Source organism: Kitasatospora sp. GAS204B (assembly GCF_029892155.1).
In the GTDB taxonomy this organism is placed as follows: domain Bacteria; phylum Actinomycetota; class Actinomycetes; order Streptomycetales; family Streptomycetaceae; genus Kitasatospora.
The window spans coordinates 239,214-263,332 of the sequence record NZ_JARZAG010000011.1 but is presented as its reverse complement, the minus strand read 5'-3'; the positions used below and the strand labels follow the sequence as shown (position 1 = coordinate 263,332).

27 protein-coding genes and 1 pseudogene are annotated in these 24,119 nt (G+C 72.6%); 16 read left to right on the top strand and 12 right to left on the bottom strand.

Annotation, left to right across the window (positions count from 1 at the left end; all coding sequences use genetic code 11):
* The 3 genes and pseudogenes from P3T41_RS17900 to P3T41_RS17890 form a co-directional block, all read left to right on the top strand.
* A pseudogene (locus P3T41_RS17900) lies at nucleotides 1-412 on the top strand (DNA-binding protein); the annotation flags it as partial.
* Between the two features lie 367 nt (nucleotides 413-779).
* Nucleotides 780-1,655, top strand: a complete 876-nt coding sequence (locus P3T41_RS17895; RefSeq protein ID WP_280690867.1) for an NlpC/P60 family protein — start codon at nucleotides 780-782, stop codon at nucleotides 1,653-1,655.
* Between the two features lie 48 nt (nucleotides 1,656-1,703).
* Nucleotides 1,704-2,156 carry a hypothetical protein gene (locus tag P3T41_RS17890; protein ID WP_280690866.1) on the top strand — a complete coding sequence of 151 codons (453 nt, stop codon included), beginning with the start codon at nucleotides 1,704-1,706 and terminating at the stop codon, nucleotides 2,154-2,156.
* Between the two features lie 114 nt (nucleotides 2,157-2,270).
* Here P3T41_RS17890 and P3T41_RS17885 read toward each other — a convergent pair whose 3' ends face one another.
* A complete protein-coding gene (locus tag P3T41_RS17885; protein WP_280690865.1) occupies nucleotides 2,271-2,813 on the bottom strand; it encodes a methylated-DNA--[protein]-cysteine S-methyltransferase in 543 nt (180 codons plus the stop codon).
* Between the two features lie 188 nt (nucleotides 2,814-3,001).
* Between P3T41_RS17885 and P3T41_RS17880 the strand changes: the two genes are divergently transcribed.
* Nucleotides 3,002-3,796 (top strand): hypothetical protein, encoded by a 795-nt coding sequence (locus P3T41_RS17880; protein ID WP_280690864.1) that lies wholly within the window; start codon nucleotides 3,002-3,004, stop codon nucleotides 3,794-3,796.
* Nucleotides 3,797-3,839: 43 nt separating this feature from the next.
* Here the strand turns inward: P3T41_RS17880 and P3T41_RS17875 are convergent, their stop codons facing one another.
* On the bottom strand, nucleotides 3,840-4,391 hold the full coding sequence (locus P3T41_RS17875) for a DinB family protein (protein ID WP_280690863.1): 552 nt from the start codon (nucleotides 4,389-4,391) through the stop codon (nucleotides 3,840-3,842).
* Nucleotides 4,392-4,525: 134 nt separating this feature from the next.
* Here P3T41_RS17875 and P3T41_RS17870 point away from each other — a divergent pair, with 134 nt between their 5' ends.
* On the top strand, nucleotides 4,526-4,855 hold the full coding sequence (locus P3T41_RS17870) for a hypothetical protein (protein ID WP_280690862.1): 330 nt from the start codon (nucleotides 4,526-4,528) through the stop codon (nucleotides 4,853-4,855).
* 54 nt (nucleotides 4,856-4,909) lie between these two features.
* Here the strand turns inward: P3T41_RS17870 and P3T41_RS17865 are convergent, their stop codons facing one another.
* Nucleotides 4,910-5,410, bottom strand: coding sequence for a PPOX class F420-dependent oxidoreductase (locus P3T41_RS17865; RefSeq protein ID WP_280690861.1), 501 nt, complete (start codon nucleotides 5,408-5,410; stop codon nucleotides 4,910-4,912).
* A gap of 56 nt (nucleotides 5,411-5,466) precedes the next feature.
* The gene (locus P3T41_RS17860; protein ID WP_280690860.1) at nucleotides 5,467-5,772 is read right to left on the bottom strand and encodes an antibiotic biosynthesis monooxygenase; all 306 of its coding nucleotides are present in this window, start codon (nucleotides 5,770-5,772) and stop codon (nucleotides 5,467-5,469) included.
* A gap of 251 nt (nucleotides 5,773-6,023) precedes the next feature.
* On the opposite strand from P3T41_RS17860, the gene P3T41_RS17855 reads away from it, so the two are divergent.
* The 5 genes from P3T41_RS17855 to P3T41_RS17835 all read left to right on the top strand — a co-directional run bounded on the left by P3T41_RS17855 (nucleotide 6,024) and on the right by P3T41_RS17835 (nucleotide 12,052).
* Nucleotides 6,024-6,911, top strand: a complete 888-nt coding sequence (locus P3T41_RS17855) for a DMT family transporter (protein ID WP_280690859.1) — start codon at nucleotides 6,024-6,026, stop codon at nucleotides 6,909-6,911.
* Between the two features lie 447 nt (nucleotides 6,912-7,358).
* Nucleotides 7,359-8,207: a nitrilase-related carbon-nitrogen hydrolase gene (locus P3T41_RS17850; RefSeq protein ID WP_280690858.1), complete on the top strand. Its 849-nt coding sequence runs from the start codon at nucleotides 7,359-7,361 to the stop codon at nucleotides 8,205-8,207.
* A gap of 60 nt (nucleotides 8,208-8,267) precedes the next feature.
* A complete protein-coding gene (locus P3T41_RS17845; protein ID WP_280690857.1) occupies nucleotides 8,268-9,593 on the top strand; it encodes an aspartate aminotransferase family protein in 1,326 nt (441 codons plus the stop codon).
* A complete protein-coding gene (gene hydA / locus P3T41_RS17840; RefSeq protein ID WP_280690856.1) occupies nucleotides 9,590-10,993 on the top strand; it encodes a dihydropyrimidinase in 1,404 nt (467 codons plus the stop codon). Before P3T41_RS17845 ends, hydA begins: the two co-directional genes overlap by 4 nt.
* A 48-nt stretch (nucleotides 10,994-11,041) precedes the next feature.
* Nucleotides 11,042-12,052 (top strand): TIGR03842 family LLM class F420-dependent oxidoreductase, encoded by a 1,011-nt coding sequence (locus P3T41_RS17835; protein ID WP_280690855.1) that lies wholly within the window; start codon nucleotides 11,042-11,044, stop codon nucleotides 12,050-12,052.
* Between the two features lie 75 nt (nucleotides 12,053-12,127).
* On the opposite strand, the gene P3T41_RS17830 is transcribed toward P3T41_RS17835, so the two are convergent.
* Nucleotides 12,128-12,949 (bottom strand): alpha/beta hydrolase, encoded by an 822-nt coding sequence (locus P3T41_RS17830; protein WP_280690854.1) that lies wholly within the window; start codon nucleotides 12,947-12,949, stop codon nucleotides 12,128-12,130.
* Between the two features lie 134 nt (nucleotides 12,950-13,083).
* Between P3T41_RS17830 and P3T41_RS17825 the strand changes: the two genes are divergently transcribed.
* On the top strand, nucleotides 13,084-13,722 hold the full coding sequence (locus tag P3T41_RS17825; RefSeq protein WP_280690853.1) for a TetR/AcrR family transcriptional regulator: 639 nt from the start codon (nucleotides 13,084-13,086) through the stop codon (nucleotides 13,720-13,722).
* A gap of 231 nt (nucleotides 13,723-13,953) precedes the next feature.
* Here P3T41_RS17825 and P3T41_RS17820 read toward each other — a convergent pair whose 3' ends face one another.
* The 4 genes from P3T41_RS17820 to P3T41_RS17805 all read right to left on the bottom strand — a co-directional run bounded on the left by P3T41_RS17820 (nucleotide 13,954) and on the right by P3T41_RS17805 (nucleotide 16,864).
* Nucleotides 13,954-14,364, bottom strand: a complete 411-nt coding sequence (locus P3T41_RS17820) for a nuclear transport factor 2 family protein (protein ID WP_280690852.1) — start codon at nucleotides 14,362-14,364, stop codon at nucleotides 13,954-13,956.
* 104 nt (nucleotides 14,365-14,468) lie between these two features.
* The gene (locus P3T41_RS17815; RefSeq protein ID WP_280690851.1) at nucleotides 14,469-14,723 is read right to left on the bottom strand and encodes a hypothetical protein; all 255 of its coding nucleotides are present in this window, start codon (nucleotides 14,721-14,723) and stop codon (nucleotides 14,469-14,471) included.
* Nucleotides 14,720-15,874, bottom strand: a complete 1,155-nt coding sequence (locus P3T41_RS17810) for an inorganic phosphate transporter (protein WP_280690850.1) — start codon at nucleotides 15,872-15,874, stop codon at nucleotides 14,720-14,722. Before P3T41_RS17810 ends, P3T41_RS17815 begins: the two co-directional genes overlap by 4 nt.
* Before the next feature lie 147 nt (nucleotides 15,875-16,021).
* Nucleotides 16,022-16,864, bottom strand: coding sequence for a DUF3626 domain-containing protein (locus tag P3T41_RS17805; protein WP_280690849.1), 843 nt, complete (start codon nucleotides 16,862-16,864; stop codon nucleotides 16,022-16,024).
* Between the two features lie 976 nt (nucleotides 16,865-17,840).
* Here P3T41_RS17805 and P3T41_RS17800 point away from each other — a divergent pair.
* Entirely contained in the window at nucleotides 17,841-18,134 is a 294-nt protein-coding gene (locus P3T41_RS17800; protein WP_280690848.1) for an MTH1187 family thiamine-binding protein, read from the top strand.
* A gap of 12 nt (nucleotides 18,135-18,146) precedes the next feature.
* Here the strand turns inward: P3T41_RS17800 and P3T41_RS17795 are convergent, their stop codons facing one another.
* Nucleotides 18,147-19,028, bottom strand: coding sequence for an amidohydrolase family protein (locus P3T41_RS17795; protein ID WP_280690885.1), 882 nt, complete (start codon nucleotides 19,026-19,028; stop codon nucleotides 18,147-18,149).
* 225 nt (nucleotides 19,029-19,253) lie between these two features.
* Between P3T41_RS17795 and P3T41_RS17790 the strand changes: the two genes are divergently transcribed.
* Together P3T41_RS17790 and P3T41_RS17785 are read left to right on the top strand one after the other, a co-directional pair.
* Nucleotides 19,254-20,477, top strand: a complete 1,224-nt coding sequence (locus tag P3T41_RS17790; RefSeq protein WP_280690884.1) for a beta-ketoacyl-[acyl-carrier-protein] synthase family protein — start codon at nucleotides 19,254-19,256, stop codon at nucleotides 20,475-20,477.
* 238 nt (nucleotides 20,478-20,715) lie between these two features.
* Nucleotides 20,716-21,333: a hypothetical protein gene (locus P3T41_RS17785; RefSeq protein ID WP_280690847.1), complete on the top strand. Its 618-nt coding sequence runs from the start codon at nucleotides 20,716-20,718 to the stop codon at nucleotides 21,331-21,333.
* Nucleotides 21,334-21,586: 253 nt separating this feature from the next.
* Here P3T41_RS17785 and P3T41_RS17780 read toward each other — a convergent pair whose 3' ends face one another.
* On the bottom strand, nucleotides 21,587-21,727 hold the full coding sequence (locus P3T41_RS17780; protein ID WP_280690846.1) for a hypothetical protein: 141 nt from the start codon (nucleotides 21,725-21,727) through the stop codon (nucleotides 21,587-21,589).
* Between the two features lie 10 nt (nucleotides 21,728-21,737).
* Between P3T41_RS17780 and P3T41_RS17775 the strand changes: the two genes are divergently transcribed.
* Together P3T41_RS17775 and P3T41_RS17770 are read left to right on the top strand one after the other, a co-directional pair.
* On the top strand, nucleotides 21,738-22,511 hold the full coding sequence (locus P3T41_RS17775; RefSeq protein WP_280690845.1) for a hypothetical protein: 774 nt from the start codon (nucleotides 21,738-21,740) through the stop codon (nucleotides 22,509-22,511).
* Nucleotides 22,512-22,544: 33 nt separating this feature from the next.
* Entirely contained in the window at nucleotides 22,545-23,816 is a 1,272-nt protein-coding gene (locus P3T41_RS17770) for an MFS transporter (protein WP_280690844.1), read from the top strand.
* Here P3T41_RS17770 and P3T41_RS17765 read toward each other — a convergent pair.
* Nucleotides 23,776-24,075 (bottom strand): hypothetical protein, encoded by a 300-nt coding sequence (locus tag P3T41_RS17765; protein ID WP_280690843.1) that lies wholly within the window; start codon nucleotides 24,073-24,075, stop codon nucleotides 23,776-23,778. The two genes, P3T41_RS17770 and P3T41_RS17765, sit on opposite strands and share 41 nt — an antisense overlap.
* Nucleotides 24,076-24,119: the final 44 nt, after the last annotated feature.

The following is a 24,119-nucleotide window of genomic DNA, read 5'->3' as shown; positions in this document are numbered from 1 at the left end:
CGGCCAGACCCTGGCCAGCGCCGGCAACGACGGCACCGTCCGCACCTGGGACACCCACGACCACACCCTCACCGCCACCCTGACCGGCCACACCGGCTCGGTGCGCGCCGTGGCCTTCGCCCCCGACGGCCAGACCCTGGCCAGCGCCGGCAACGACGGCACCGTCCGCACCTGGGACACCCACGACCACACCCTCACCGCCACCCTGACCGGCCACACCGACGCCGTCTGGTCAGTGGCCTTCAGCCCGGACGGCCAGACCCTGGCCAGCGGCGGCAGCGACGGCACGGTCCGCCTCTGGAACTCCAGCACCCAGCAGCGCAGCCGCGAGATCTGCCGCCTGGTGGGCACGGTCAGCGCCGAGCAGTGGGCTCGGCTGCTCCCCGATCAGCCGTACCGACCCGGCTGCTGAGCCCACCGGGAACCGCAGGTCAGCAGGGGTTTCCCAAGGTGTTTCCCGTTTCCCGCCGATTGGGCGACGGCTACCCGCTGGACACCGCCGGGCGCCGACCAGCACTCTCGAATCACCAGCCGCCGCCGCTGCACTGACCAACCATCAGCGGTCGTCGATCTGCTGGACCTCCGTCACCTGTGTCCGCAATGGGTGCTGTCCTCAGCGGCCCCTGTCGTCAGCGACCGCTGCCCTCCGTGCCCCTGGCCTCACTGCCCCTGCCCTCAGTGCCCTGGCCTCAGTGCCCTGCCCTCAGTGCCCTGGCCTCATCGACCACTGTCCTCGGCCCAGCCCTGTCCTCAGTCACCCCTGACCCGGGAGCCTCGCCATGTCCGCCACGATCAACGCCAAGCTCCGCTCCGCCTTCACCACTCTCGCCTGCCTGCTCCTGCTGCTGGCCGGCCCGCCCCTCGCCGCCTGGGCCGGAGCCGCCGACGGCCGGGCCGGGCCCCGCGACACCGGCGACTGCGCACCGCTCACGACGGGTGCCTCGGCCACGGCCGAGAGCGCCGTCCGGGCGGCCTGCGGGCAGCTCGGCGTCTGGTACACCTGGGGCGGCGGCCACGGTCCGGACCCCGGGGCGACCTACGGCCACCCCGACGGGGTGGACCCGGCCAGCGACCACGACAACGAACGCCTGGGCTTCGACTGCTCCGGCCTGGTCCGGTACGCCTACGCCCAGGCCACCGGCACGGACCTGCTGAACGGCGACGCCGGCCAGCAGTTCTACACCCTGCACGCAGCCGAGCGCTTCACTCCCGGCCAGGGCAGCGCCCCGCTACTGCCCGGCGACCTGCTCGCCTACGGCAGCTCCGACAACCTCCACCACATCGCCATCTACCTGGGCGCGGGCAAGATGGTCGAGGCCCGCCAGTCCGGCACGCACATCATGGTCAGCGACGCCCGGCTCGACGGCGACTACTTCGGCGCCGTCCGGATCAACCCGGGCCCGGTGACCGGGATCACCGAACAGACCTGGAGCACCGGGGTCTGGACCCACGTCCAGCCGTCCGCCGACAGCCCTCGCGTCTACGCCTTCCCGGACGCCACCACCGTGCGCGTCTCCTGCCAGGAGCACGCGCAGAGCATCACGGCCGAGGGCATCACCAACGACGCCTGGTCCTTCCTGCCCGACTACCAGGCCTGGATCTCCAACATCTACCTCCAGGGCCCGGCCTGGCTCGACTCCGTCCCCACCTGCTGACCGTCCCTCACCCTTTCGAAGCCCTTCGAACCCCTTCGAGGAGAAGCCATGTCCTACCTGCCCAAGCTCCGCACCGCGGCGGTCACCGCCGCCCTCGCCCTCGGCGCCGGTCTGCTGATCGCCGCCCCCGCCGGCCCGGCCGCCGCCTCTGCCTCCGACTGCGCCGGCGGTGCCAACGGCTTCGTCGACGTCTCCGACACCGCCTCCGGCACCGTCCAGCGCTCCGCGTCCCACGACGGCGACACCATCAGCCTCCAGTCCGCGGGCGGCCGAGGGTTCGCCAAGATCGAGGGCGCCACCCGCTCCGGCGAGAGCGTCTGGATGGACTGGACCCGCGACGGCGGCCACACCTGGCTCCAGTGCGGGCCGTTCACCGTCGATCACGGCGACAACAGCTCCAAGACGTCCCCGTCCAAGGGCACCAGCTCCGACCCCAACTACCGTTTCCGCGCCTGCGGTCTGACCCTTGACCAGGCCATCACCTGCACCGACTGGTGGTAGCCCAAGGCCGGCCGACCCACCCGGTGCTGCCGTGCCTCACTCGACCCCTGCGGTCCGGGCGAGGCGCGGCAGCGCCGGCATCCGCCACGGCGGCAACGGTCCGGCAGACGCGGATCAGACCAGGGTGCTCGGCAGCGCACCCTCGTGAGCCAGCAGGTACTCCTTGCGCTCCAGCCCGGCGGCATACCCGGTGAGCGAGCCGTTGGCACCGATGATCCGGTGGCACGGGCGGATGATGAGCAGCGGGTTGGCGCCGATCGCCGTGCCAACCGCGCGGACCGCCGAACGCGGCGCGCCGATCTGCTCGGCCAGCCGACCGTAGGTGGTGGTGGTGCCGTACGGGATGGTGTCGATCGCCTGCCAGACCCGGCGCTGGAACTCGGTGCCCTCGGCGTGCAGCTCGACCGCGAACTCCTTGAGATCCCCCGCGAAGTACGCGCGCAGCTGGGCCACGATCTCCGTGAAGGCGGCCGGATCGGCCCGCCAGCCGGGCTCGACGGTGACGGCACGGCGCTGCCCGCTGACCGACAACGAGCGCAGCGTGATCCCGCCGGGCGCGCTCGCGGACTCCTCGCCGACCAGCAGCAGCTCGCCGAGCGGGCTGTCGATCGTGGCGTGGACAGTGCTGCTCACAGTGCTGGTCGCATCGCTGGTCACGGCGGCTGACCTTTCTCGCTGAGGGTGGTGTACCCCTCCACTCTGCCGTGTCCCGGGAGGCCCGACCGGCGGATTTCGGACCTCGCTGTCGCACACTTTTTGTTCACATTCCTCTGCGAGGTACCGTCGATCTGAGTTCAAATTCGAAACATCACGCTGAATGACCACCGAGGAACAGGACGCCGCCGATGGCCGAGCAGCCGCACCGCACCCCCGCTGCCAAGCCCACCCGCACGCCCCGCAAGGCCACCCGCAAGCCGGCCGGCACGCCCGACGACCGCCGGACCAAGGCGGCCGCCGCCCGTGAGGCGGAGCGGCGGGCCGAGCGCAAGCTGCGCCTGCTGGTCCGCTCGGCGGCCGGACTGCTCGGCCTGGCCGTGCTGGGCGGCGTGACCGCGGTCGCCGTGACCGCGGGGGGCAGCAGCTCGTCGGCCGCCGCCGCGTCCTCGACGACGCCCGCGATACCCACCCAGCCGCGCACCACGGCCGACGGGCGCACCAGCGCGCCGCCGTGGTCCGCTCCGGCCGACCCGGCCGCCGCCGTGGCGGCCGCGGGCCTGCCGATGCTCGGTGCCGAGGGCACCGCCGAGCACATCCACGCCCACCTCGACGTCTACCTGGACGGCCAGGCGGTGACCGTCCCCGCGCTGGTCGGCATCGACGAGGCCGCGCAGCAGATCAGTCCGCTGCACACGCATGACACCAGCGGCGTGATCCACATCGAGTCGCCGGTCCAGGCGCGCTTCACGCTCGGCCAGTTCATGACCGAGTGGCAGGTCTCACTGGCCGCCGACCACCTCGGCGGCGCGGGGACGGACGCGACCCACACGCTGACCGCGTACGTCAACGGCAAGCCGGTCACCGGCGACCCGGCGGCGATCACCCTCGGCGCGCACGACGAGATCGCCCTGGTCTACGGGACGGCCGCCGAGAACGCCCGAGTCACCGTGCCGCACGACTACGCCTGGCCGAGCGGCCTGTGAGCCGGGAGAGCGCGACGGGGGCGCGCCGCGCGGGTCGGCGCGGTCAGTAGCCGGTCATGCCGTCCAACCGTTCGCGCAGCAGGTCGGCGTGACCGGTGTGCCGGGCGTACTCGGCGATGTGGCCCACCAGAATCCGGCGCAGCGAGATCGGCTCGCCGGTCATCGGCGCGGCCGCGAGCTGGTCCAGTGAGGGGACGGCGGCCACGATCTCCCGGGACCGCCGGCACTCCGCCCGCCAGACGGCGAGATCGTGCGACAGGTCGCCGCCGGTGAACTCGAAATCCTGGTCAGGGTCGTCGTCGGAGTAGTACAGCTGCGGCAGGTCCAGGCCGGCGAACTGCAGAGCGAACCACCAGCGCTCGACCCCGGCCAGGTGCCGGACGATCCCGTGCAGGCTCAGCCCGGACGGCGCCACGCTCTTCTCCGCCAACTGGTCCGCCGACAGCCCGGCGCATTTGAGCTCGAACGTGGCGCGGTGCCAGTCCAGGAAGGCGGTCAACGTCTCACGTTCGTCGCCGACCCTGGGCAGCGGGCTGCGGGTGTCGAGCGCCTTCGGCCAGGCGGGCGAGAGGTTCTGCGGGGGAAGTTCCTTCATGCGCGCGAGTGTGGCAGGCCCGACTGACAGTCAGTTCGGACTGCGGCGGCGCACTCGGATCCGCTCGGGTCCGCTCGGGCCGGCCTCCAGCGCGAGTCGAGCGATTGTCAGGGACGGCGCCTAACGTGGGCTCCGTGTTCACCGCGCCGACCGGGGCTCTCGCCATGCCCGTCGATCTGATCGCCCTTCAGCACGCCGTGCTCGCCGCCGACCGGGCGGTCGGCGACTACGCGCTCGCCGTGCGAGACCGCCGGCGGGCGGCCTTTCCCGATCCCGCGCAGGCGGTGCAGCGCTGCACCTGGGCGGCCGGTGAGCAGGTCGAGTTCGACCGTCGCTGGGAGACGTACGTCCGGGCCGGCGCGGCGCTGCGGGCGCACCCGGTGCTGGTCCGGGCCCGGGTGCTGGGCATCGAGCCCGAGGCGCTGCGGGCGCTGCGGCAGGCGGCCACCGGCCCGGCCCGCTGAGCTGCCGGCGGCGGGTGCGCGGCCGTCAGGGTGCGCGGAAGGCGGTCCCGACGGTCAGGACGCTGCCGGGCGCGGGCTGGTCCCGCGCCCCAGGGTCCGGGTGACCGTGATCTCGATGACCACCCGCTCCGGGTTCGGGCGCGGGGTGCGGTAGCGCAGCGCGTACCGGGCCTCGGCGTCGGCCACCGCATCCGGGTCGCGGCGCAGCACGGCGACCCCCTCCAGGGTCGCCCACCGCCCGCCGTCCACCTGGCACAGCGCCACCCGGGCGCCCCGCTCCCCGGCCGCCGCGACGTTGCGCGCCTTGCGGCTGCCGGCGCTGGAGATCACCCGGGCGATGCCGGTGGCGGGGTCATAGGTGGCGCCGACCGGAACGACGTGCGGTGTGCCGTCGGGCCGCAGGGTGGTGAGGGTGCAGAGGTGCCGCTCAGCCCAGAAGGCGAGGAACTCCTCGCCGAGCACGGGCACGGGCACGGGCACCGGCACCGGCACCGGAACAATCGGGGCGGGAGCAGCGGCGGCTTCAGCGCCAGGGGCAGCGTCGGGGGCGGTCATCCCATCAGCCTACGATCCGCCCGTTGCCACCCCGCGCCGAGCCCCGCAGCCGGTGCTCACTGGGTGCTGAGCACCGTGAAGTGAGCGACCTCCGGCGGGTGTTCAAGGTAGGTCAGCTCGTTCTCCGACCAGACCGGGCGCTTCGTCCACATCGGTCCGGCATACGCCCGCAGCGCCTCCTCGTCGCGCCATCTGGTCACCACCAGGACGCGGTGCGTGCTGCCGGGCAGCGAGCGCAGCAGTTCGCCGCCGAGGTAGCCGTCGAGGCCGACCAGCTCCGGCAGCATCTCCGACTGGATCACCGCGCAGAACTCCGTCATCAGCTTGGGCGCGACCCGCGCCTCCCACATCCGGATGATCATCGCTGCCTCCTCCCCCGTTCCCGTCCGCCAACTCCTTGGGTCATGGAGTCATGGGTCCAGCACTTCCATTATCGGCCCCCGCCCCGGGCCCACCGCCGGCCGCCGCGCCGACACGCGGGTGCCGCCGCACGGTCGGCGGCGTACCGCGAGGGCGGAGGTACGCTGGCGGCGAATCGAACACCGTGCCAGGCTGCCCCCGCTCGGGCGCCCGAGCGGCGCGGTCGGACCACACGACGGCCGGGTGATCCTGCGTGGCGGTCTTCTTCCTGGCGATCGGCGCCGCCTGCTGCCTGGGCCTCGGGTTCGTGCTCCAGCAGCACGCCGCCCAGCGTGCGCCACGCTCCGACCTGCTGCACTGGCGGCTGCTGCTGGACCTGCTCAAGGTGCCCGAGTGGCTCGCGGGGCTCACGGCCATGGTGATCGGCTTGGTGCTCAGCGCCTGGGCGCTGGGCCTGGGCGAGGTCTCCCTGGTGGAGCCGCTGCTCACCACCAATCTCGTCTTCGCGATGGCGCTGGCCAGCGTGCTGAGCCGCCAGCGGCTGGGGCGGTCGGGCTGGGGCGGGGTGGTGCTGCTGGGCCTCGGGGTGACGGCCTTCATCCTGGCGGGCGATCCGCACAGCGGCGGCGCGGCGGCGGGCGAACTGCGGCACTGGCTGGTCTTCGGCGTGGTGGCCGGACTCGCGCTGCTCCTGGTGTCCTTCGGGCGGCGGCTGCCGCTCTTCGAGGAGGCCACCGTCCTCGCGCTGGCCGCCGGACTGCTCTACGGGCTGCAGGACTCGCTTACCCGTGCCACCGCGAACCGGATCGACGCCGCCGGCGTGGCGGCGGTGCTGCACCGCTGGGAGCCGTACGCGGTGGTCGCCCTCGGCGCCGTCGGGCTGCTGCTGGTGCAGAGCGCCTTCGAGGTGGCGCCGCTGCGGATGTCGCTCCCGGCGCTGACCGCCGCCCAGCCGCTGGCCGGGATCGTCTGCGCGGTGGGGTTCCTCGGTGACCAGTTGCGGGTCACGCCCGGCGCGCTGGCCTGGGAGGCGGCCGGGCTGCTGGCCATGGTGCTGGGCGTGGTGCTGATCGGGCGCCACCCGTCACTGCCGAACGCCTGCGGGAACGGGGCGGACGAGACGGCGGCGCCGCCCCCGTGACCGGGGACACCGCACGCGCCGCTCGGACAGCCGGTCCTCACCCGGATGGCGCCGGCCCGGCCGCATGCTTGGTCCACCCGGGTGAACTCCGGCTCCGCGCCCGGCCGACCGGACGGGGGCGACCCTTCGGCCCGCCTACTGGCGGTGTGTCACCGGCCCGGGCCGAAGCGCCGCCGAGAGCTGACAGGTTGTCGGGGTTCGGCCGGCACCGCGCTGGGGAGTCTGCAAGGACACCCGTCGCAGGCCGTTACCTCCTCCGACCCGCGCTCGCCACCCGTCGCCTGTCACCCGATCGCCGGAGTGACGCGGGGGCGTCCGGATCGTTGGCAGGTCATCGCACATTCGCACGTCAGCGCTCATTCGCACGTCATCGCACGTCGGCACGTCATCGCCCCGGCTCGACAGCTCCAGGTCCCGTCAGCCTCAACTGATTCAGGAGCGGTTCCCATGTCGCAGTCCCAGATCGTCCGCGCCGCCCTCGTCCAGACCCGCTGGACCGGCGAGCAGTCCTCGATGGTGGAGCTCCACGAGCGGTACGCCCGCGAGGCGGCCGCGCAGGGAGCGCGGGTCATCGGATTCCAGGAGGTCTTCAACGCCCCGTACTTCTGCCAGGTGCAGGATCCGGAGCACTACCGCTGGGCCGAACCGGTGCCGGACGGTCCCACCGTCACCCGCATGCGCGAGCTGGCCGCCGAGCTGAACCTGGTCATGGTCGTGCCGGTGTACGAGGTGGAGCAGAGCGGCGTGTACTACAACACCGCCGCCGTGATCGACGCCGACGGCAGCTACCTCGGCAAGTACCGCAAGCACCACATTCCGCAGGTCAAGGGGTTCTGGGAGAAGTACTACTTCAAGCCCGGCAACCTCGGCTGGCCGGTCTTCGACACCGCCGTGGGCAAGGTGGGCGTCTACATCTGCTACGACCGGCACTTCCCCGAGGGCTGGCGGGCGCTCGGGCTGGCCGGGGCCCAGATCGTCTACAACCCCTCGGCCACCAGCCGAGGACTCTCCGCCTACCTCTGGCAGTTGGAGCAGCCGGCCGCAGCGGTCGCCAACGAGTACTTCGTGGCAGCGATCAACCGGGTCGGGGTGGAGGAGTACGGCGACAACGACTTCTACGGGAGCTCGTACTTCGTCGACCCGCGCGGGCAGTTCGTCGGCGAGGTCGCCTCCGACAAGGAGGAGGAGCTGGTGATCCGGGACCTCGATCTGGGGCTGATCGACGAGGTGCGCCAGCAGTGGGCGTTCTACCGCGACCGCCGACCGGAGGCGTACGGGCCACTGACCGAGGCCTGAGTCCGCCGAGGCCCGGCCACCGCGCCCCGCCACACCCCTAGCCGAGGAGGGCACCACCCGATGACCACCACCGACGTCACCACCGACACGCTGCGGGCCCGCCACCGTGCGGTGCTGCCCGCCTGGCTGGCCACCTACTACCGGGAGCCGATCGAGCTGACCCATGGCGAGGGCCGGCACGTCTGGGACTCCGAGGGCAACCGCTACCTGGACTTCTTCGGCGGCATCCTCACCACCATGACCGCCCACGCCCTGCCCGAGGTGACCAAGGCGGTGGCCGAGCAGGCCGGCCGGATCCTGCACACCTCCACGCTCTACCTCTCCTCGGCGATGGTGGAACTGGCCGAGCAGATCGCCGAGCTGTCCGGCATCCCGGACGCCAAGGTCTTCTTCACCACCTCGGGCACCGAGGCCAACGACGCCGCGCTGCTGCTGGCCACCACCTACCGCCGGTCCAACCAGATCCTGGCGCTGCGCAACAGCTACCACGGGCGGTCCTTCTCCACCGTCGGCATCACGGGCAACACCGCCTGGTCCCCCACCAGCCTCTCCCCGTTGCAGACCCTCTACGTGCACGGCGGGGTGCGCGACAGCGGTCCGTACGCGCGGCTGACCGACGCCGAGTTCATCGCGGCCTGCGTGACGGACCTCCAGGAGATGCTCGGTCAGGCCGAGGGCACCGTGGCGGCGCTGATCGCCGAGCCGATCCAGGGCGTCGGCGGTTTCACCCATGGCCCGGACGGGCTGCTGGCCGCCTTCAAACAGGTGCTGGACCAGCGCGGGATCCTCTGGATCAGCGATGAGGTGCAGACCGGTTGGGGCCGTACCGGTGACCACTTCTGGGGCTGGCAGGCGCACGGTCAGGCGGGGCCGCCGGACATCCTGACGTTCGCCAAGGGCATCGCCAACGGGATGTCGATGGGCGGGGTGGTGGCCCGCGCCGAGGTGATGGACAGCCTGGGCGCCAACTCGATCTCCACCTTCGGCGGCAGCCCGATCACCTGCGCCGCCGCGCTCGCCAACCTGCGCTACCTGCTGGACCACGACCTGCCGGCCAACGCCCAGCACACGGGTGCCCTGCTGCGCGCCCGGCTGGAGGCCGCTCGGCTGGAGCTGCCGATCGTGCGCGAGGTGCGCGGCCGCGGCCTGATGCTGGGCGTCGCGCTGCCGGACGCCGCCACGGCCACCGCGACCCTGGAACACGCCAGGGCCCTGGGCCTGTTGATCGGCAAGGGCGGTCGGGCCGGTGATGTGCTGCGGATCGCCCCGCCGCTGTCGTTGACCGAGACCGAGGCGCGCGAGGGCGCCGACCTGCTCGTCGAGGCACTGCGGCGAGCGGCAGCCGAACGGGAGCAGGACCCGACCGGACAGGAGCAGCCGGCATGACACGCATCCTGATCACGGGCGGCCTGGTGATCACCGCCGCCGAGGAACTCCTGGCCGACGTGCTGATCGAGGACCAGCAGATCGTCGCACTCGCCAGCACCGGCAGCGAGGTGGCAGCCGGCTGGACCGCGGACCGGGTGATCGACGCGACCGGACGGTACGTCATCCCCGGCGGGGTGGACGCCCACACCCACATGGAACTGCCGTTCGGCGGCACCAGCGCCTCCGACACCTTCGAGACCGGCACCCGGGCGGCCGCCTGGGGCGGCACCACCACGATCGTGGACTTCGCCGTCCAGCCGGTGGGCGGCTCGCTGCGCGCGGGCCTGGACAGCTGGCACGCCAAGGCGGAGGGCAACTGCGCGATCGACTACGCCTTCCACACCATCGTCTCGGACGTCACCGAGGAGGTGCTGAAGGAACTGGACCTGCTCACCGAGAGCGGCGAGTCGACCTCCTTCAAGCTCTTCATGGCCTACCCCGGCGTCTTCTACAGCGACGACGGCAAGATCCTGCGGGCGATGCAGCGCTGTGCCGGCAACGGCGGGCTGATCATGATGCACGCGGAGAACGGGATCGCCATCGACGTGCTGGTCGAGCAGGCGCTGGCCGCCGGACACACCGACCCGCGCTACCACGGTGAGGTGCGCCGTGAGCTGCTGGAGGCCGAGGCCACCCACCGGGCGATCAAGCTCGCCCAGGTGGCCGGTTCGCCGCTCTACGTGGTGCACGTCTCGGCCGCCTCGGCGCTGGCCGAGCTGGCCACCGCCCGGGACCAGGGCCTGCCGGTCTTCGGCGAGACCTGCCCGCAGTACCTCTTCCTCTCCACCGACGACCTGGCCCGGCCAGGATTCGAGGGCGCCAAGTACGTCTGCTCCACCCCGCTGCGCCCGCGCGAGCACCAGGCCGAACTGTGGAAGGGCCTGCGCACCGACGACCTCCAGGTGGTCTCCACCGACCACTGCCCGTTCTGCTTCGTGGGCCAGAAGGAGCTCGGGCGCGGCGACTTCTCGAAGATCCCCAACGGGCTGCCGGGCGTGGAGAACCGGATGGACCTGCTGCATCAGGCGGTGGTGGAGGGACGGATCTCGCGGCGCCGCTGGATCGAGATCGCCTGTGCCGCGCCGGCCCGGATGTTCGGCCTCTATCCGCGCAAGGGCACCATCGCGCCGGGCGCCGACGCCGACGTGGTCGTCTACGACCCCGGCGCGACCCAGACCATCTCGGCCACCACCCACCACATGAACGTCGACTACTCGGCCTACGAGGGGCGCCGGCTGACCGGCCGGGTTGAGCTGGTGCTGTCGCGCGGCAACGTGCTGCTGGAGGAGGGGCGTTGGCTCGGCCGCGCCGGGCACGGCGGGTTCCTGCGGCGAGGGACCTGCCAGTACCTCAGCTGACCACCCCCGTGACGTTCCGATATGACGTTCCGACGAACGGAGACCTGTATGGACATCGGGCTCGTCCTCCAGACCGACCCGCCGGCTCGACTGCTGGTCGAGCGGATGCAGCGCGCCGAGGCGGCCGGGTTCACCCATGGCTGGACCTTCGACTCCTGCGTGCTCTGGCAGGAACCCTTCGTGATCTACAGTCAGATCCTGGGCCACACCGAGCGGCTGACCGTGGGATCGATGGTCACCAACCCCTCCACCCGGACCTGGGAGGTGACCGCCTCGCTCTTCGCCACGCTGAACGACATGTTCGGCAACCGGACCGTCTGTGGCATCGGGCGCGGCGACTCGGCGATGCGGGTGGCCGGTCGGCGCCCGGCCACCCTGGCCCGGCTCAGCGAGGCGATGCACGCGATCAAGGAGCTCGCCGAGGGGCGTTCGGCCGTGGTGGACGGCACCGAGATGCGGCTGCCGTGGGTCAAGGACGGCGCGCTGCCGGTCTGGATGGGTGCCTACGGGCCCAAGGCCCTTGAGCTGACCGGTCGTCAGGCCGACGGCTTCATCCTACAGTTGGCGGATCCCTACCTGACCGAGTACATGATCAAGGCGGTGCGCTCGGCCGCCACGGCGGCCGGCCGCGACCCGGACTCGGTGCGGATCTGCGTCGCGGCTCCCGCCTACGTGACGGCGGACGACTCGCCCGCCGCGCTCGCGCACGCCCGCGAGCAGTGCCGCTGGTTCGGCGGCATGGTCGGCAACCACGTGGCCGACCTGGTGACCCACTACGGCGAGCACTCGGACCTGGTGCCGGAGGCCCTGACCGCCTACATCAAGGACCGGCACGGCTACGACTACAGCCACCACGGCCGGGCGGACAACCCGGACACCACCTTCGTGCCGGACGAGATCGTCGACCGCTTCTGCCTGATCGGCCCGCCGGCGGTCCAGCTCGAACGCCTGGCCCAGCTGCGCTCGCTCGGCGTCGACCAGTTCGCGGTGTACGCGATGCACGACGCGATCGACAGCACCATCGACAGCTACGGCGCCGAGGTGATCCCACGGCTGTGAGCCGTGCGCCCGGCAAGATCCGTACGAGCGGCCCGGGGGCGGCGGCGCCGAGGTGGTCGGCGCGGCCGCCCGCGGTCACTCGCCGTCCGGCTTGACCTCCGTGTCGACGAAGGCGCCGATGGCCTCGAAGACCGCCCCGGGCTGCTCGACGTGCGGGAAGTGCCCGGCCTCGGAGACAGCGCGGAAGGTGGCGCGGGGGAAGGAGTCCGCCAGCGCGCGCCCGTACGCCAGCGGGACGATCCCGTCCTGCTCACCGGCGAGCACCAGCACCGGGACGGTGACCCGGTGCAGGCGGCCGCGCAGCTTCGGGTCGTGGCAGAACGGGTCGCCCGCGTAGACGGCCAGGGTGCGCTGGTTCGCGCCCATCACGGCCTTCTGCTCGTCGCTGAGCGCGGCCGGGTTCAGCCGCAGCTCGGGCTTGTGGAAGGCCAGTTCGCCGGTCCTGACCGGGCCGAGCTGCGCGGGGTTCGCGATCTCCAGCCCGGGCTCGGGGGCGATGCCGGTCGCGCCGAGCAGGACCAGCGCGCTGATCGCCGCCCGGTTGTCGCGCAGCCCCATCTCCGCGGCGATCCAGCCGCCGACCGAACTGCCGGCCACCATCACGCCGGTCAGGCCGAGCTCGTCGAGCAGGTCCAGGTACGCGCTGGCCAGGTCAGCGACGCTGTCCGCCCACTCCGGGCGGGGCGTGCCGTCGAAACCGGGGTGGGTCGGCACGACCACGTAGGCGTGCTGGGACATGCCGGCGGCGAACCCGGCCATCGAGCGCGGCCCGGCGCCACCGTGCAGCATCAGCACGCCGGTGCCTTCCGTGTTCTCGCCGAACTCCTGGATCGTGAGGGCCAAGCCGTTGCGCAGGGTGATGGTGCGGGAGGTGCTGGCGGGGGCGGTGACAGTCATGGTGACGCTTCCTTGTCGTCGAGCCGATCACGGTCGACTCTCTTTGTGAGAGCTGACTTTCATTACAGTAGGGCAGGCGCAGAACTCATGCAAGCGCACTCTCATCATCGGAGTCGACTTGCTATGGTGGTCGCATGCAGAAGATCGAACCCACGGCGCCGCAGGGCATGGACAGTCGCGCCAATCAGAAGCTGCGCACCCGGACGGCGATCCTGCAGGCCGCCGCCGAGCTGATGCGCACCGGCCGCGAGGTGACCATGCCGGAGGTCGCCAAGGCCGCCCTGGTCTCCGAGGCCACCGCCTACCGCTACTTCCCCGACCTGGCCACCCTGCTGCAGGAGGCGATGACCGGGCAGTGGCCCACCCCGGCCGAGGCGCTGGCCTCGGTCGCGGAGTCCAGCGACCCGGTCGAACGCATCGCCGCCGCGACCGAGCACCTGCTGCGCACCGTCCTGACCTACCAGGGCGCCACTCGCGCCATGATCGCGGCCACCATCACCCAGCCCGTGACCACCGTCGCCCGCCCCGCCCTGCGGGTCGGCCTGATCGACCACGCGCTCGCCCCACTGGCCGACACCCTCGGCGCCACCGACCCCGCCGCGCTCGCGCAGCTCAGGAACGACCTCATGGTCGTGATCAGCGCCGAGGCCCTCTTCACCCTCACCGACCTGTGCCGGCTGGCCCCCGAGGACGCCATCGCCAGCGCCGTCCACACCGCGACCACCCTCACCCGGGCCGCCCTGCGCGAACACCTCGGGCCCGAACAGGCCTGACACCAGGCACAAATGGTGCCCGGCCCACCCACTACGACACCGACCCGGCGGGCACGGTGACCGCGCACTTCGCGGACGGCTCCAGCGTCACCGGTGACCTCCTGATCGGCGCCGACTCGGCCGACCGCGGGCACCGGCCGGTGGGCCAGGACCCGCTGCCCGCCTGCGCAGGCGCAGGCGGGCGTCGACCGGCTCGCCGGGGCGAGGCGACCTGACGGCGCGTCCGCCGGATCAGCGGGCGCTGCCGATGTTCCGGTCGGCATCGGCGCCCTGGAGCATCAGGGTGGTCTCCTCGATGCGGCGGAACCGGCCGTCCGCGGCGAACTCGCCGAAGAGGTAGACCTCCGTGCGGACGACGGAGCCGTCGGTCTTCTGCACGTCGATGATGTGGCGGTCCGCGTAACGGTCGCCCTGCACGAGCTCCTCCAGGACCTGGATCGAACCGCCGGCGACGATCGTGCGCAGGTGGGCGATGTGGGCGGTGAACTCGGCACGGTCGGCCCAGCGGCCGTCGGTGCGCTGGCGGTAGTCGGGGGCGAAGTGCCGGTCGACGGCCTCGGCCAGCTCCAGGCCGGGGGTGAGGAGCAGGTCGGTGAGGGCGGAGGTGACGTCGGTGCGAGAGGTGGCAGTGGCGATGGTCATGGCGGTCCCCTGGGGATTCGTCGTTCGGTGAATCTCTGCGTGCGTCGAGCACGCATCTGTACCGTACTACGAACTGCGTGCGCTGCGCACGCTAAGCGCCGAAGTCAGCTGTGGTTGACGATGACCGAGATGCCCCAGCCGATCGCGGCGAGCACCACCGCGAAGCAGAGACCGGCCAGCGCGTAGGCGATCGGCCCGACCGTGGGCCGTTGAGCCGCGGCCTGGCCGGCCGGCGTGGGCGGGGCTGGCGGGGTGAGCAGGCGCAGCCCGATCGCGAAGAGCGCGGGCAGGCCGGCGCCGGTGAGCAGGCCGACCACGACGATCTTCCACAACGCGTTCAGGTTGATCCACGAGTTCACGAGGCCACCTCCTGGGAGTCCGGCGCCGGGTGGACCGATCCGGTCCAGGCGGCGTTGACGTTCTCCGGCGTCACGGCCGGGTGGCGGGAGGCGAGGAAGAAGGCGACCGAGGCCAGCACCAGCACGACGAAGATCACCACCACGCCGCCGGTCCCGCCGATCCCGTGGGCGGCCCAGTAGGCCAGCGCACCGACCAGGGCGGCGGCCGGCAGGGTGAGCAGCCAGGCCACCACCATCCGGCGGGCGATGTGCCAGCGCACCTCGCCGTCCTTCTTGCCGACGCCCGCACCCAGGATCGACCCGGTGGCCACGTGGGTGGTGGAGAGCGAGTAGCCGAAGTCGGTGGAGGAGAGGATCACCGCGGCCGAGGCCGACTCGCTGGCCATCCCCTGCGGCGGCTCGATCTCCACCAGCCCCTTGCCCAGCGCCCGGATGACCCGCCAGCCGCCGATGTAGGTGCCCAGGGCGATCGCCACCGCGCAGGAGGCGATCACCCAGGTCGGCGACTTCGCGCCGGTGTGCAGGGTCCCGTTGGCGATCAGGGCCAGCGTGATGACGCCCATGGTCTTCTGCGCGTCGTTGGTGCCGTGGGCGAGCGAGACCATGGAGGCCGAGCCGACCTGCCCGATCCGGAAGCCGTGCCCACGGGTGCGTTCCGACACGTCGCGGGTGAGCCGGTAGACCAGGTAGGTGCCGACCGTGGCGATCGCGCCGGCGATGAACGGCGACAGCGCGGCGGGCACGATCACCTTGGAGACCAGGCCCTGCCACTTGACGGCGGAGGAGCCGGCCGCCGCCATCGTCGCGCCCACCACGCCGCCGATCAGCGCGTGCGAGGAACTGGACGGGATCCCGAGGAACCAGGTCGCCAGGTTCCACAGGATGCTGCCGGTCAGCCCGGCGAAGACCACGGTCAGGGTCACGTCGTGGCTGTTGACCAGGCCGCTGGCGATGGTCGCCGCGACGGCGGTCGACAGGAACGCCCCGGCCAGGTTCAGCACCGCCGAGACGCCGACCGCGACGCGCGGCGGCAGCGCGCCGGTGACGATCGAGGTCGCCATGGCGTTGCCGGTGTCATGGAAGCCGTTGGTGAAGTCGAAGCCCAGCGCGGTGACGACCACCAGCGCCAGGACCGCATCGTTGCCGGTCACGCGGCCGAACCTAGCCGGTCGGGCCGGTGGCGCGCGGCCGCCACGACCCGGCGCGCCGGGTGGCCCACGAGCGCCATCCGGTTGGACCAGTAGGGCGACGGCGGCGCTCCGGAGCCCTCGTCGCAGGGTGAGCGGGCGACCGGTCGGTCAGGAAGTGGCGGCGCCGAACCGGGCGACGTAGTGCCAGACCCGCTTCAGCGCCTGCTCGTCGTACCGGCCGGTGCGGGACGCGTCGCCGATGATCGCCGGATCGAGGTGCCCGTCGCGAGCCAGTTCGACGCCCAGTGCCACGAACTCCGGCCCGCGGAAGTCCGGGTGGCGGCGTAGCTCGTCGACCGGGAGTCGATAGCCCGGATGCCATTCGAGCGCGCAGGGCAACAGCCGGGCGGCCGCCTCGACCTCGGTACCCCGGTAGCACGGGTCCAGCACCAGCGCCTCCACGTGCCGGTCGAACCGGACCTGGCCGTGCACCTGTGCCTCGATGTAGTCGTCCAGCGGGCCCCTGGTGTCGGCGGTGGCCGGCTCCACCAGCGACATCGCCGTGGCGACGCCGAAGTCCGAGGGCTCGGCGAAGCTGTCCGGATAGCAGAACGTGGACCGGGCGACCGGCTCCGCGCCGAGCCGGAAGTGTGCCGAGCCGAACCGCGGTGCCGCGCCCACCGCGTGGCGCCGGAAGTTCAGTGCCCCGTAGACCGGGCGCTCGTGCGCAGGCGCGTCGTCGTAGACGCCGCCGAAAATCCGCTGCTCCCATCGCCAGCGGTCACCGCCTTGGTGGGCGGTCAGTCCACCGTTGCTGGTCCCGGTCACGAACTGCGAGCGGTACACCCCGTCGGCCGCCATCGCCCGTAGGATCGGCCGACCGTTCACCAGGCGGTCGGGGTGGAAGTTCAGCGTGACCCGCAGCTCCGGGTCGACCGGCGCTCCGCAGGAGAGGGCCGCGACATGTCGGATGGCACGTATCCGGCGCGGCTCGTCCGTGTCGATACTCACGCGCGAGAGTCTGCCGCACCTTGATCACCAAGGGAAGCCGTACGCCGAGATCCGCTGCGCAGATCCGTTGCCGAGATCCGTTACGGAGATCCGCTGCGGAATCGGGACGGCGGAGGCGAGGAGGAATGACGCCGGGAGACCGGAGTTGACAGCGTGTCCCCTTCCGCTCGCGCGGCTCGTTGACCTCGTGTGAACCAGATCCCGCCCCCCGCCACACCGTCCCGAGCGCGGCCGCCCGTCCTGCTGCGAGCCGTCCTCACCGGGCTCGGCTGCGCCGTCGTGCTGACCTTGTCGGGCTGTCAGGGGCAGTCGGCCCAGCGGCTCAGCGGTCCGCCGGCCCCGACGGCGGGTGCCTCCGGACCCTCCGGCTCCTCGGCGGCGACGGCGAGTGCCGGGTCGCTGACGCCGCTTCAGCCGCCCACCGCGGCGACCGGCCTGCGCGGCCTGACGGAGCACACCGTGGTGACCACACCCGGGCCGAGCTCCGCCGGGTCGGGCGACTCGGCCGGCGCCTCGGATCCGTCGGCCACCCCTGGGAGCGGGAGGGCGACCCCGGAGTCGACACGGGACGGCGGCTCAGGCCGAGTGGCCACCGGCTCCGGCCGGAACGGCGGACCGGCGCGACACGCCGGCCCGACCGCCCCTGCCAGGCCCGCCCCGTCGCCCGAACCCCCGCCGGACCCCGCCGGCACCGCATCGCGGGGCTCTGGCGGCACCACGGACGCCGGGCCGGCACCCGGCGCGTCGCCGGGCGGTTCCGGGGTCTGCGCACTCGCGGAGACCTACGGGAGGTGGCCCGCCGACTCCGACCAGGCCCGGATCTGCCGTGGCGTCTACGGCGGCTGACGGAGCCCCAGGGAGAGGGCAGGCGGGGCCCGCACGGTATGGCACCATGCTGATGATCATCTGAACGCGCTCAGCCCATCCGCTCAGCCCATCCGCTCCGCCCACCCACCCCGCTCACCGTGGAGGAATCATGATCGCCGCTTTCAGCGTCACCCCGCTCGGCATCGGCGAGGACGTCGCCGAGGCGGTCGCCGCCGCCGTCCGGGTGGTGCGCGCCAGCGGTCTGCCCAACCGGACCGACGCCATGTTCACCTCGATCGAGGGCGACTGGGACGAGGTGATGGCGGTGATCAAGGAGGCGGTGGCGGCGGTGAAGCCGTTCGCCAACCGGGTCAGCACGGTCATCAAGATCGACGACCGGGCCGGCGTCACGGACGGGCTGACCCGGAAGATGGCGTCGCTGGAGCGGCACCTGGCGGAGTGAGACCGCCTGACCCTAGCGAGCCAGGCCGAAGAGCCGGGCGGCGTTGTGGTGGCAGACCGCGCGCAACCACTCGTCGCCGAGGTCGAGGCCGGCCAGCGAATCGAGGGCGTGGCGGTACGGGTACGGGATGTTCGGGTAGTCGGTGCCGAGCAGGATCCGGTCCTGCAACTCCAGCAGCCGCGGGCGCAGTTCGACCGGGAACGGGGACTGCGCCTCGGTGAAGTCCGTGAACGCCATCGTGGTGTCCAGGTGCACCGCCGGGTACCTGCTCGCGAGGTCGAGGAACTCCGCGTAGTCGGGCAGGCCGAGGTGGGCCACGATCAGCGGCAGCCGCGGGTGACGGGCCATCACCTCGCCGATCGGTCCCGGGCCGGTGTGCTTGCCGGGCGCCGGCCCCGAGCCGCAGTGGGTGACCACCGGGATCCCCCGCTCGGCGAGCAGTCCCCAGACGCCGTCCAGCAACGGATCGGTCGGATCGTAACCGCCGACCTGCAGATGCGCCTTGAAGACCCGGGCGCCGGCCTCGATCGCCTCGGCCACGTAGCGCTGGGCCTCCGGCTCGGGGAAGAAGGTCGCCGTGTGCAGGCAGTCAGGGGTCCGGGCGGCGAACCCGGCCGCCCAGCCGTTGAGCCACTCGGCCATGCCCGCCTTGTGCGGGTAGAGCATCGCGGTGAACGCGCGGACGCCGAAGCCGCGCAGGACGGCCAACCGCTCGGCCTCGCCCTCGCGGTAGGTGATGCCCCACTCCCGCCCGATCAGCGGTCCGACCGCGTCGAAGTACGCCCAGACCTTGGCGAGCACGTTCTCCGGCATGAAGTGGGTGTGCACGTCGATCAGCCCGGGTAGGCCCAGGCGCTGCCAGAACGCGACGACGTGCTCGGTCTCGTGGGTGATCACCGCCCCAACCTACCCGCTGGTACAGGTCTACGGGCGGTCTCGCCGAGCCTTCTGCCAGAGTTGTATGGAACAGACAAAAGACCGGTGCCAAAGTCGAGCCCGGAGGATATCGGCACCAGCTCAACCTCCTAGTCAGAGTGGGTTTTGGCGATGGAGATCGCCCCAGGCGAGGGCGACTCGGTACGCGGCACGCTAGTAGAGGAGACACAAGTGATGAATCCGATGACGGCCGGTCAGACGCCCGCGCTGGTGACCGGCCTGGGCGCGACCACCCCACTGGGCGGCGACGTCGACTCGACCTGGGCGGCACTGCTGGCCGGGGAGTCCGGGGTAACGGCACTCGACGACGAGTGGGCGGCCGGGCTGCCGGTGCGGATCGCGGCGCGCCTGCGGGTCGAGCCCTCCCAGGTGCTGGACCGGGTGCAGCTCCGCCGGCTGGATCGCGCACAGCAGGTCGCCCTGGTCGCCGCCCGCGAGGCGTGGGCGCACGCCGGCCGGCCCGAGGTCGACCCCGACCGGCTGGCGGTGGTCATCGGCACCGGCAACGCCGGCCTGCTGACCGCCCTCGGGCAGGACCACATCCTGCAGGCCTCCGGGATCCGTCGGGTCTCGCCGCACACCATCCCGATGATGATGCCCAACGGGCCCGCGGCCTGCGTCAGCATCGAACTCGGCGCCCGCGGCGGGGCCCACACGCCGGTCAGCGCCTGCGCGTCCGGCGCCGAGGCGATCGCGATGGGCCTGGACCTGATCCGGCTGGGCCGAGCGGACGTGGTGATCGCCGGCGGCACCGACGCCTGCGTCCACCCGCTGCCGATCGCCGGGTTCGCCCAGGCCAAGGCCCATTCGACCCGCAACGGGGCACCGCAGGAGGCCTCCTGCCCGTTCGACACCAAGCGCGACGGGTTCGTCTTCGGCGAGGGGGCGGCACTGGTCGTGCTGGAGCGCGCCGACTTCGCCACGGCCCGCGGCGCGCGGGTGCACGCGGCGCTCGCGGGGACGGGCGTCAACTCGGACGCGTACCACATCACCGCGGGCAGCTCGGACGGCCAGATCCGGGCGATCCGGCTGGCCCTGACCTCGGCTGGGCTGACCCCGCTGCAGATCGACCTGGTGCACGCGCACGCGACCTCGACCGAGCTGGGCGACCTGACGGAGGCGCAGTCGATCACGGAGGCGATCGGCACGCATCCCGTCGTCACCGCGAGCAAGTCGATGACGGGCCATCTGTTCGGCGCGGCCGGGGCGGTCGGGGCACTGGTGGCCATCCTCGCGCTACGGGACTCGGTGGCGCCCGCGACCCGGAACCTGACGGTGCTGGACCCGCGCGTCAAACTCGACGTGGTCGCCGGCGCGGCACGGCGCGGGGAGTACCGGGCGGCGCTGACCAACGCCTTCGGCTTCGGCGGGCACAACGTCTCGCTGGTGTTCACCAGGACGGGCTGAGACCGCCGGGGCGCGCCCACCCGGGCGGCCGGCGAGGACGCATCGGCGAGGGGGCGGTGCTGAAGGGGCGGTGCCGAAGGGGGCCGCGGGGGCGGCAATTTGCGTGGGTGCGGTGGACAAGACGTTCTACGCGCGTCATCAACAATTCACCGCACACCTCCTTCCGGGGACACCGGTCAATCGCTGTCATGGACGCATCCACTCGGCCCCACGCCGAGTCAACTCCCTTGGAGCTCCCATGCGTTCGATGCACCGCCGGTTCGCGAGAAGCACCACCGCAGTCGCGCTCAGCCTCTCCGCCGGCACCCTCGCGCTGGTCGGCGCCCCCACCGCCCAGGCGGGCGACATCCGTACGGTCGGCGTGGCGGCGGCAGTCGGGGTATCCGCAACGGCCGTCCCGCACACGGCAGACAGCGCCGGCAGCTGCTCGCAGAGCTACCTGCCGCTGCCCGACCCCAGCTGCACGCCGGGTGCGCTGAACCCGGATGTCACCCAGGACACCATCGACTCGACGATCTGCGTCTCCGGCTGGACGGCGACCGTCCGGCCGCCGACCTCGTACACCAACCGCCTGAAGGCGCAGGGGATCGTGGACTACGGCTACGCGGACACCAACATGTCCGACTACGAGGAGGACCACTTCATACCGCTGGAGCTGGGCGGCTCCCCCACCTCCCCGCTCAACCTCTGGCCCGAGCCGCACTCCAGCGCCAGCGGCGGCAGCTCGTACGGGAAGGACGGGGTGGAGAACAAGCTGAAGGCCGCCGTCTGCTCGGGCCGGGCGCAGCTGGCGGACGCGCAGAACGCGATCGCGACGGACTGGACCACGGCGCTCAGCACGCTCGGGCTGGGCTGAGCCTAGCGGGCTGGACCGGCCGGGCCGTTGGACTGATCCGGTGTCAGCCTCCGTGCCACGCGGCGGGGATGCCCGCGGACCGGGGCGGGCCGTGCCCATAGTGGGCCATGGAGCCTGGCACGGAACCCGGATCGACGGCGCCGGTCAGTCGTCGCACGGCGCTGCGGACCGGGGTCGGTCTCGTCGCCCTCGCCGGGTGCACCGGCGGGGGCAAGTCGAGCAGCGGCGCCACGAGCCCGGGCCGGAGTGCGGGTCAGGCCGGCACCGCGGAGGCCACGCCGGCGGCGACCCGGTCAGCGTCGGCGTCGGCATCCGCCGCGTCCACCGGCCCGGGGAGCCTGCCGGCCACCACGGCCTGGGTGCCCGGGCCCGGCGAGATCCAACCGGACGTCAAGCTGCGGGCCGTGCAGCTGATCGAGGCGCTCGGCAGCTGGCCGCCCGGCGGCTCGGGGGCCGCGGCGGCCGGTGCACGGGTCGCCGCCCTCGGTGGCGTGGACACCGCGCTGGTGAGCCAGGCCGGCCCGCTGCTCCCGACCGCCGATCAGGCGGCGCTGCAGGTGATCGACGCGCAGTACGGCGGCATCCTGGCCGACTCGGCGAGCGTGCTGGTGGTCTGCGATCAGTGGACCGCCGCGAGCCCCACGGGCCCGGTCACGGCGGGCGGCACCACGGTCGATGTCCGGCTCAGCGCGGCCGCACCGCGCTGGACCGTCACCGCGCTCCACCCGGCAGCGCCCGGCGCGGCGGCCGGCAGTCTGTCGGCCGCCGCGAGCTCGGTCCTCGCGGACAGCCGGATCGAGCTCCCGCCCGCCGCGCTCGCCGACGTGCGCAGCGGCTCGGTGCACGACAGCGTGCTGCAGGCGATGCTGACGCTTGCTCGGACGTACTCGATGTCGGTCAGCGTGGTCCGCTCGGGGCACCCGTTGGACGTGTTCGGCACCACCCGGCCGAGCGACCATCCGCTGGGGCGGGCGTTCGACGTCTGGCGGATCAACGGGCGCACCGTGGTGGATCCGACCACACCGCAGGACCTGGTGGACGGGTTCATGCGCGCCGCGGCCGCGGCCGGGTCGTACAACGTCGGCGGTCCGCGCCAGCTCTCCGGCGGGACGACACCGAACCAGTTCTTCACCGACGACACGCATCACGACCACGTGCACGTCGGGTTCAACAGCTGACGAACGTTTCGGCGCCGAAATACCATCGCCGCCGTGACGCATCCCCTGCGCATCCGCGCCTTCCGGCTGCTCTTCATCGGCCGCACGCTGTCCTCCGTCGGCGACGCCGTCGTCCCCACCGCGCTCGCGATCGCGGTCACCCGGGCAACCGGTTCGGCCGCCGCGCTGGCCACCGTGCTGGGCTGCGCGATGGTTCCGCGCCTGCTGCTACTGCCGATCGGCGGGGTGGCCGCCGATCGGTGGGACGCGCGGCGGGTCGCCCTCGCCACCGATCTGGTGCGCTGCCTGTGCCAGCTGACCGTCGGCCTCGAACTGCTCGGCGGCCGGCCGAGCCTGCCGCACCTGGCGATCGTCTCGGCGATCGGCGGGGCCGCTTCGGCGTTCGCCATTCCCACCCGGATGCCACTGGTCGCCGGGACGGTGGACGGGCCGGCCCGGCTCACGGCCAACTCGCTCACCGCTTCGGCCACTTCGCTGGTGCAGCTGTGCGGGCCCGCACTGGCCGGCCTGCTGATCTTCGGCGTCGGCGCGAGCTCGGCGTTCCTGCTGGATTCGGCCTCGTTCCTGGTCAGCGCGAGCATGCTGACGCTGATCCGGGTCCGCCGCACTCCCATCGCCCGCCGCACGCTGCTGGCCGACCTCGCCGAAGGCTGGTCGGAGGTGCGCTCGCGCGACTGGTACTGGAGCAGCCTGCTGGCCCACGCGGTCTGGAACGGGGCGGCCGCGGTGCTGGCCACCCTCGGCCCGCTGCTCGCCGCCCGCCGGCTCGGCGGCGACGGGACGTGGATCGCCGTGCTGGAGGCCGGCGCCGTCGGACTGACCGTCGGCTCGCTGCTGGCCGGCCGCCTGACGCCGCGTCGGCCGGTGCTGGTCGGCAACCTGGGCCTGGCGACCTACGCGATCCCGCTGGTGCTGCTCGCCCTGACCGCGCCGGCACCGCTGCTGATCGGCGGCTACGCGGTGGCGATGGGCGCGCTCGGGTACCTGAACCCGGTCTGGCAGACCGCCGTGCAACAGCACATCCCGGCCCACGTGCTGGCCCGGGTCAGCTCGTACGACTGGGTGCTCTCGCTGGCCGCGACCCCCGTCGGCTACCTCCTCACGCCGCTGGCGGCGGGCGCTTGGGGTGCCTCCGCCCCGCTGCTGATCGCCGCCGTGCTGGTCGCGGGCAGTTGCCTGGGCACCGCCGCCTTCCCCGGCGTGCGCCGCCTGACCACGGCGGTCCCGGCGGCGACGGCAGCAGAAGCGGCAGCAGGAGAGCGGCTCAGCGCCAACGACGGGTCCGCGGCGGCGGAGCGTCCATGATCTCCGGGTTCGCCATGAAGAAGAGCAGGTGCCCGCAGCCACGGCAGGCCAGCGCTTCCACCGTGCTCTTGCGCGAGAACACCTTGCCCGGCACGAAGACCTTGACCAGCAACCGACCGGCCCGGTCGGTGTGCGGGTCGACCTCCACCGCGCGCAGCTCGCCCGCGCAGAGCGGGCAGGCTGCCGGCGCGTGGTAGGTCGATCCGTCCGACGGCCAGTCGTCGGCTCCCCCGTCCGGGCTCCTGTCCGGGTTCCGCACTCTTCCACCCCCATGGTTGATCGCTGCCAATCCGGTACCCCGGT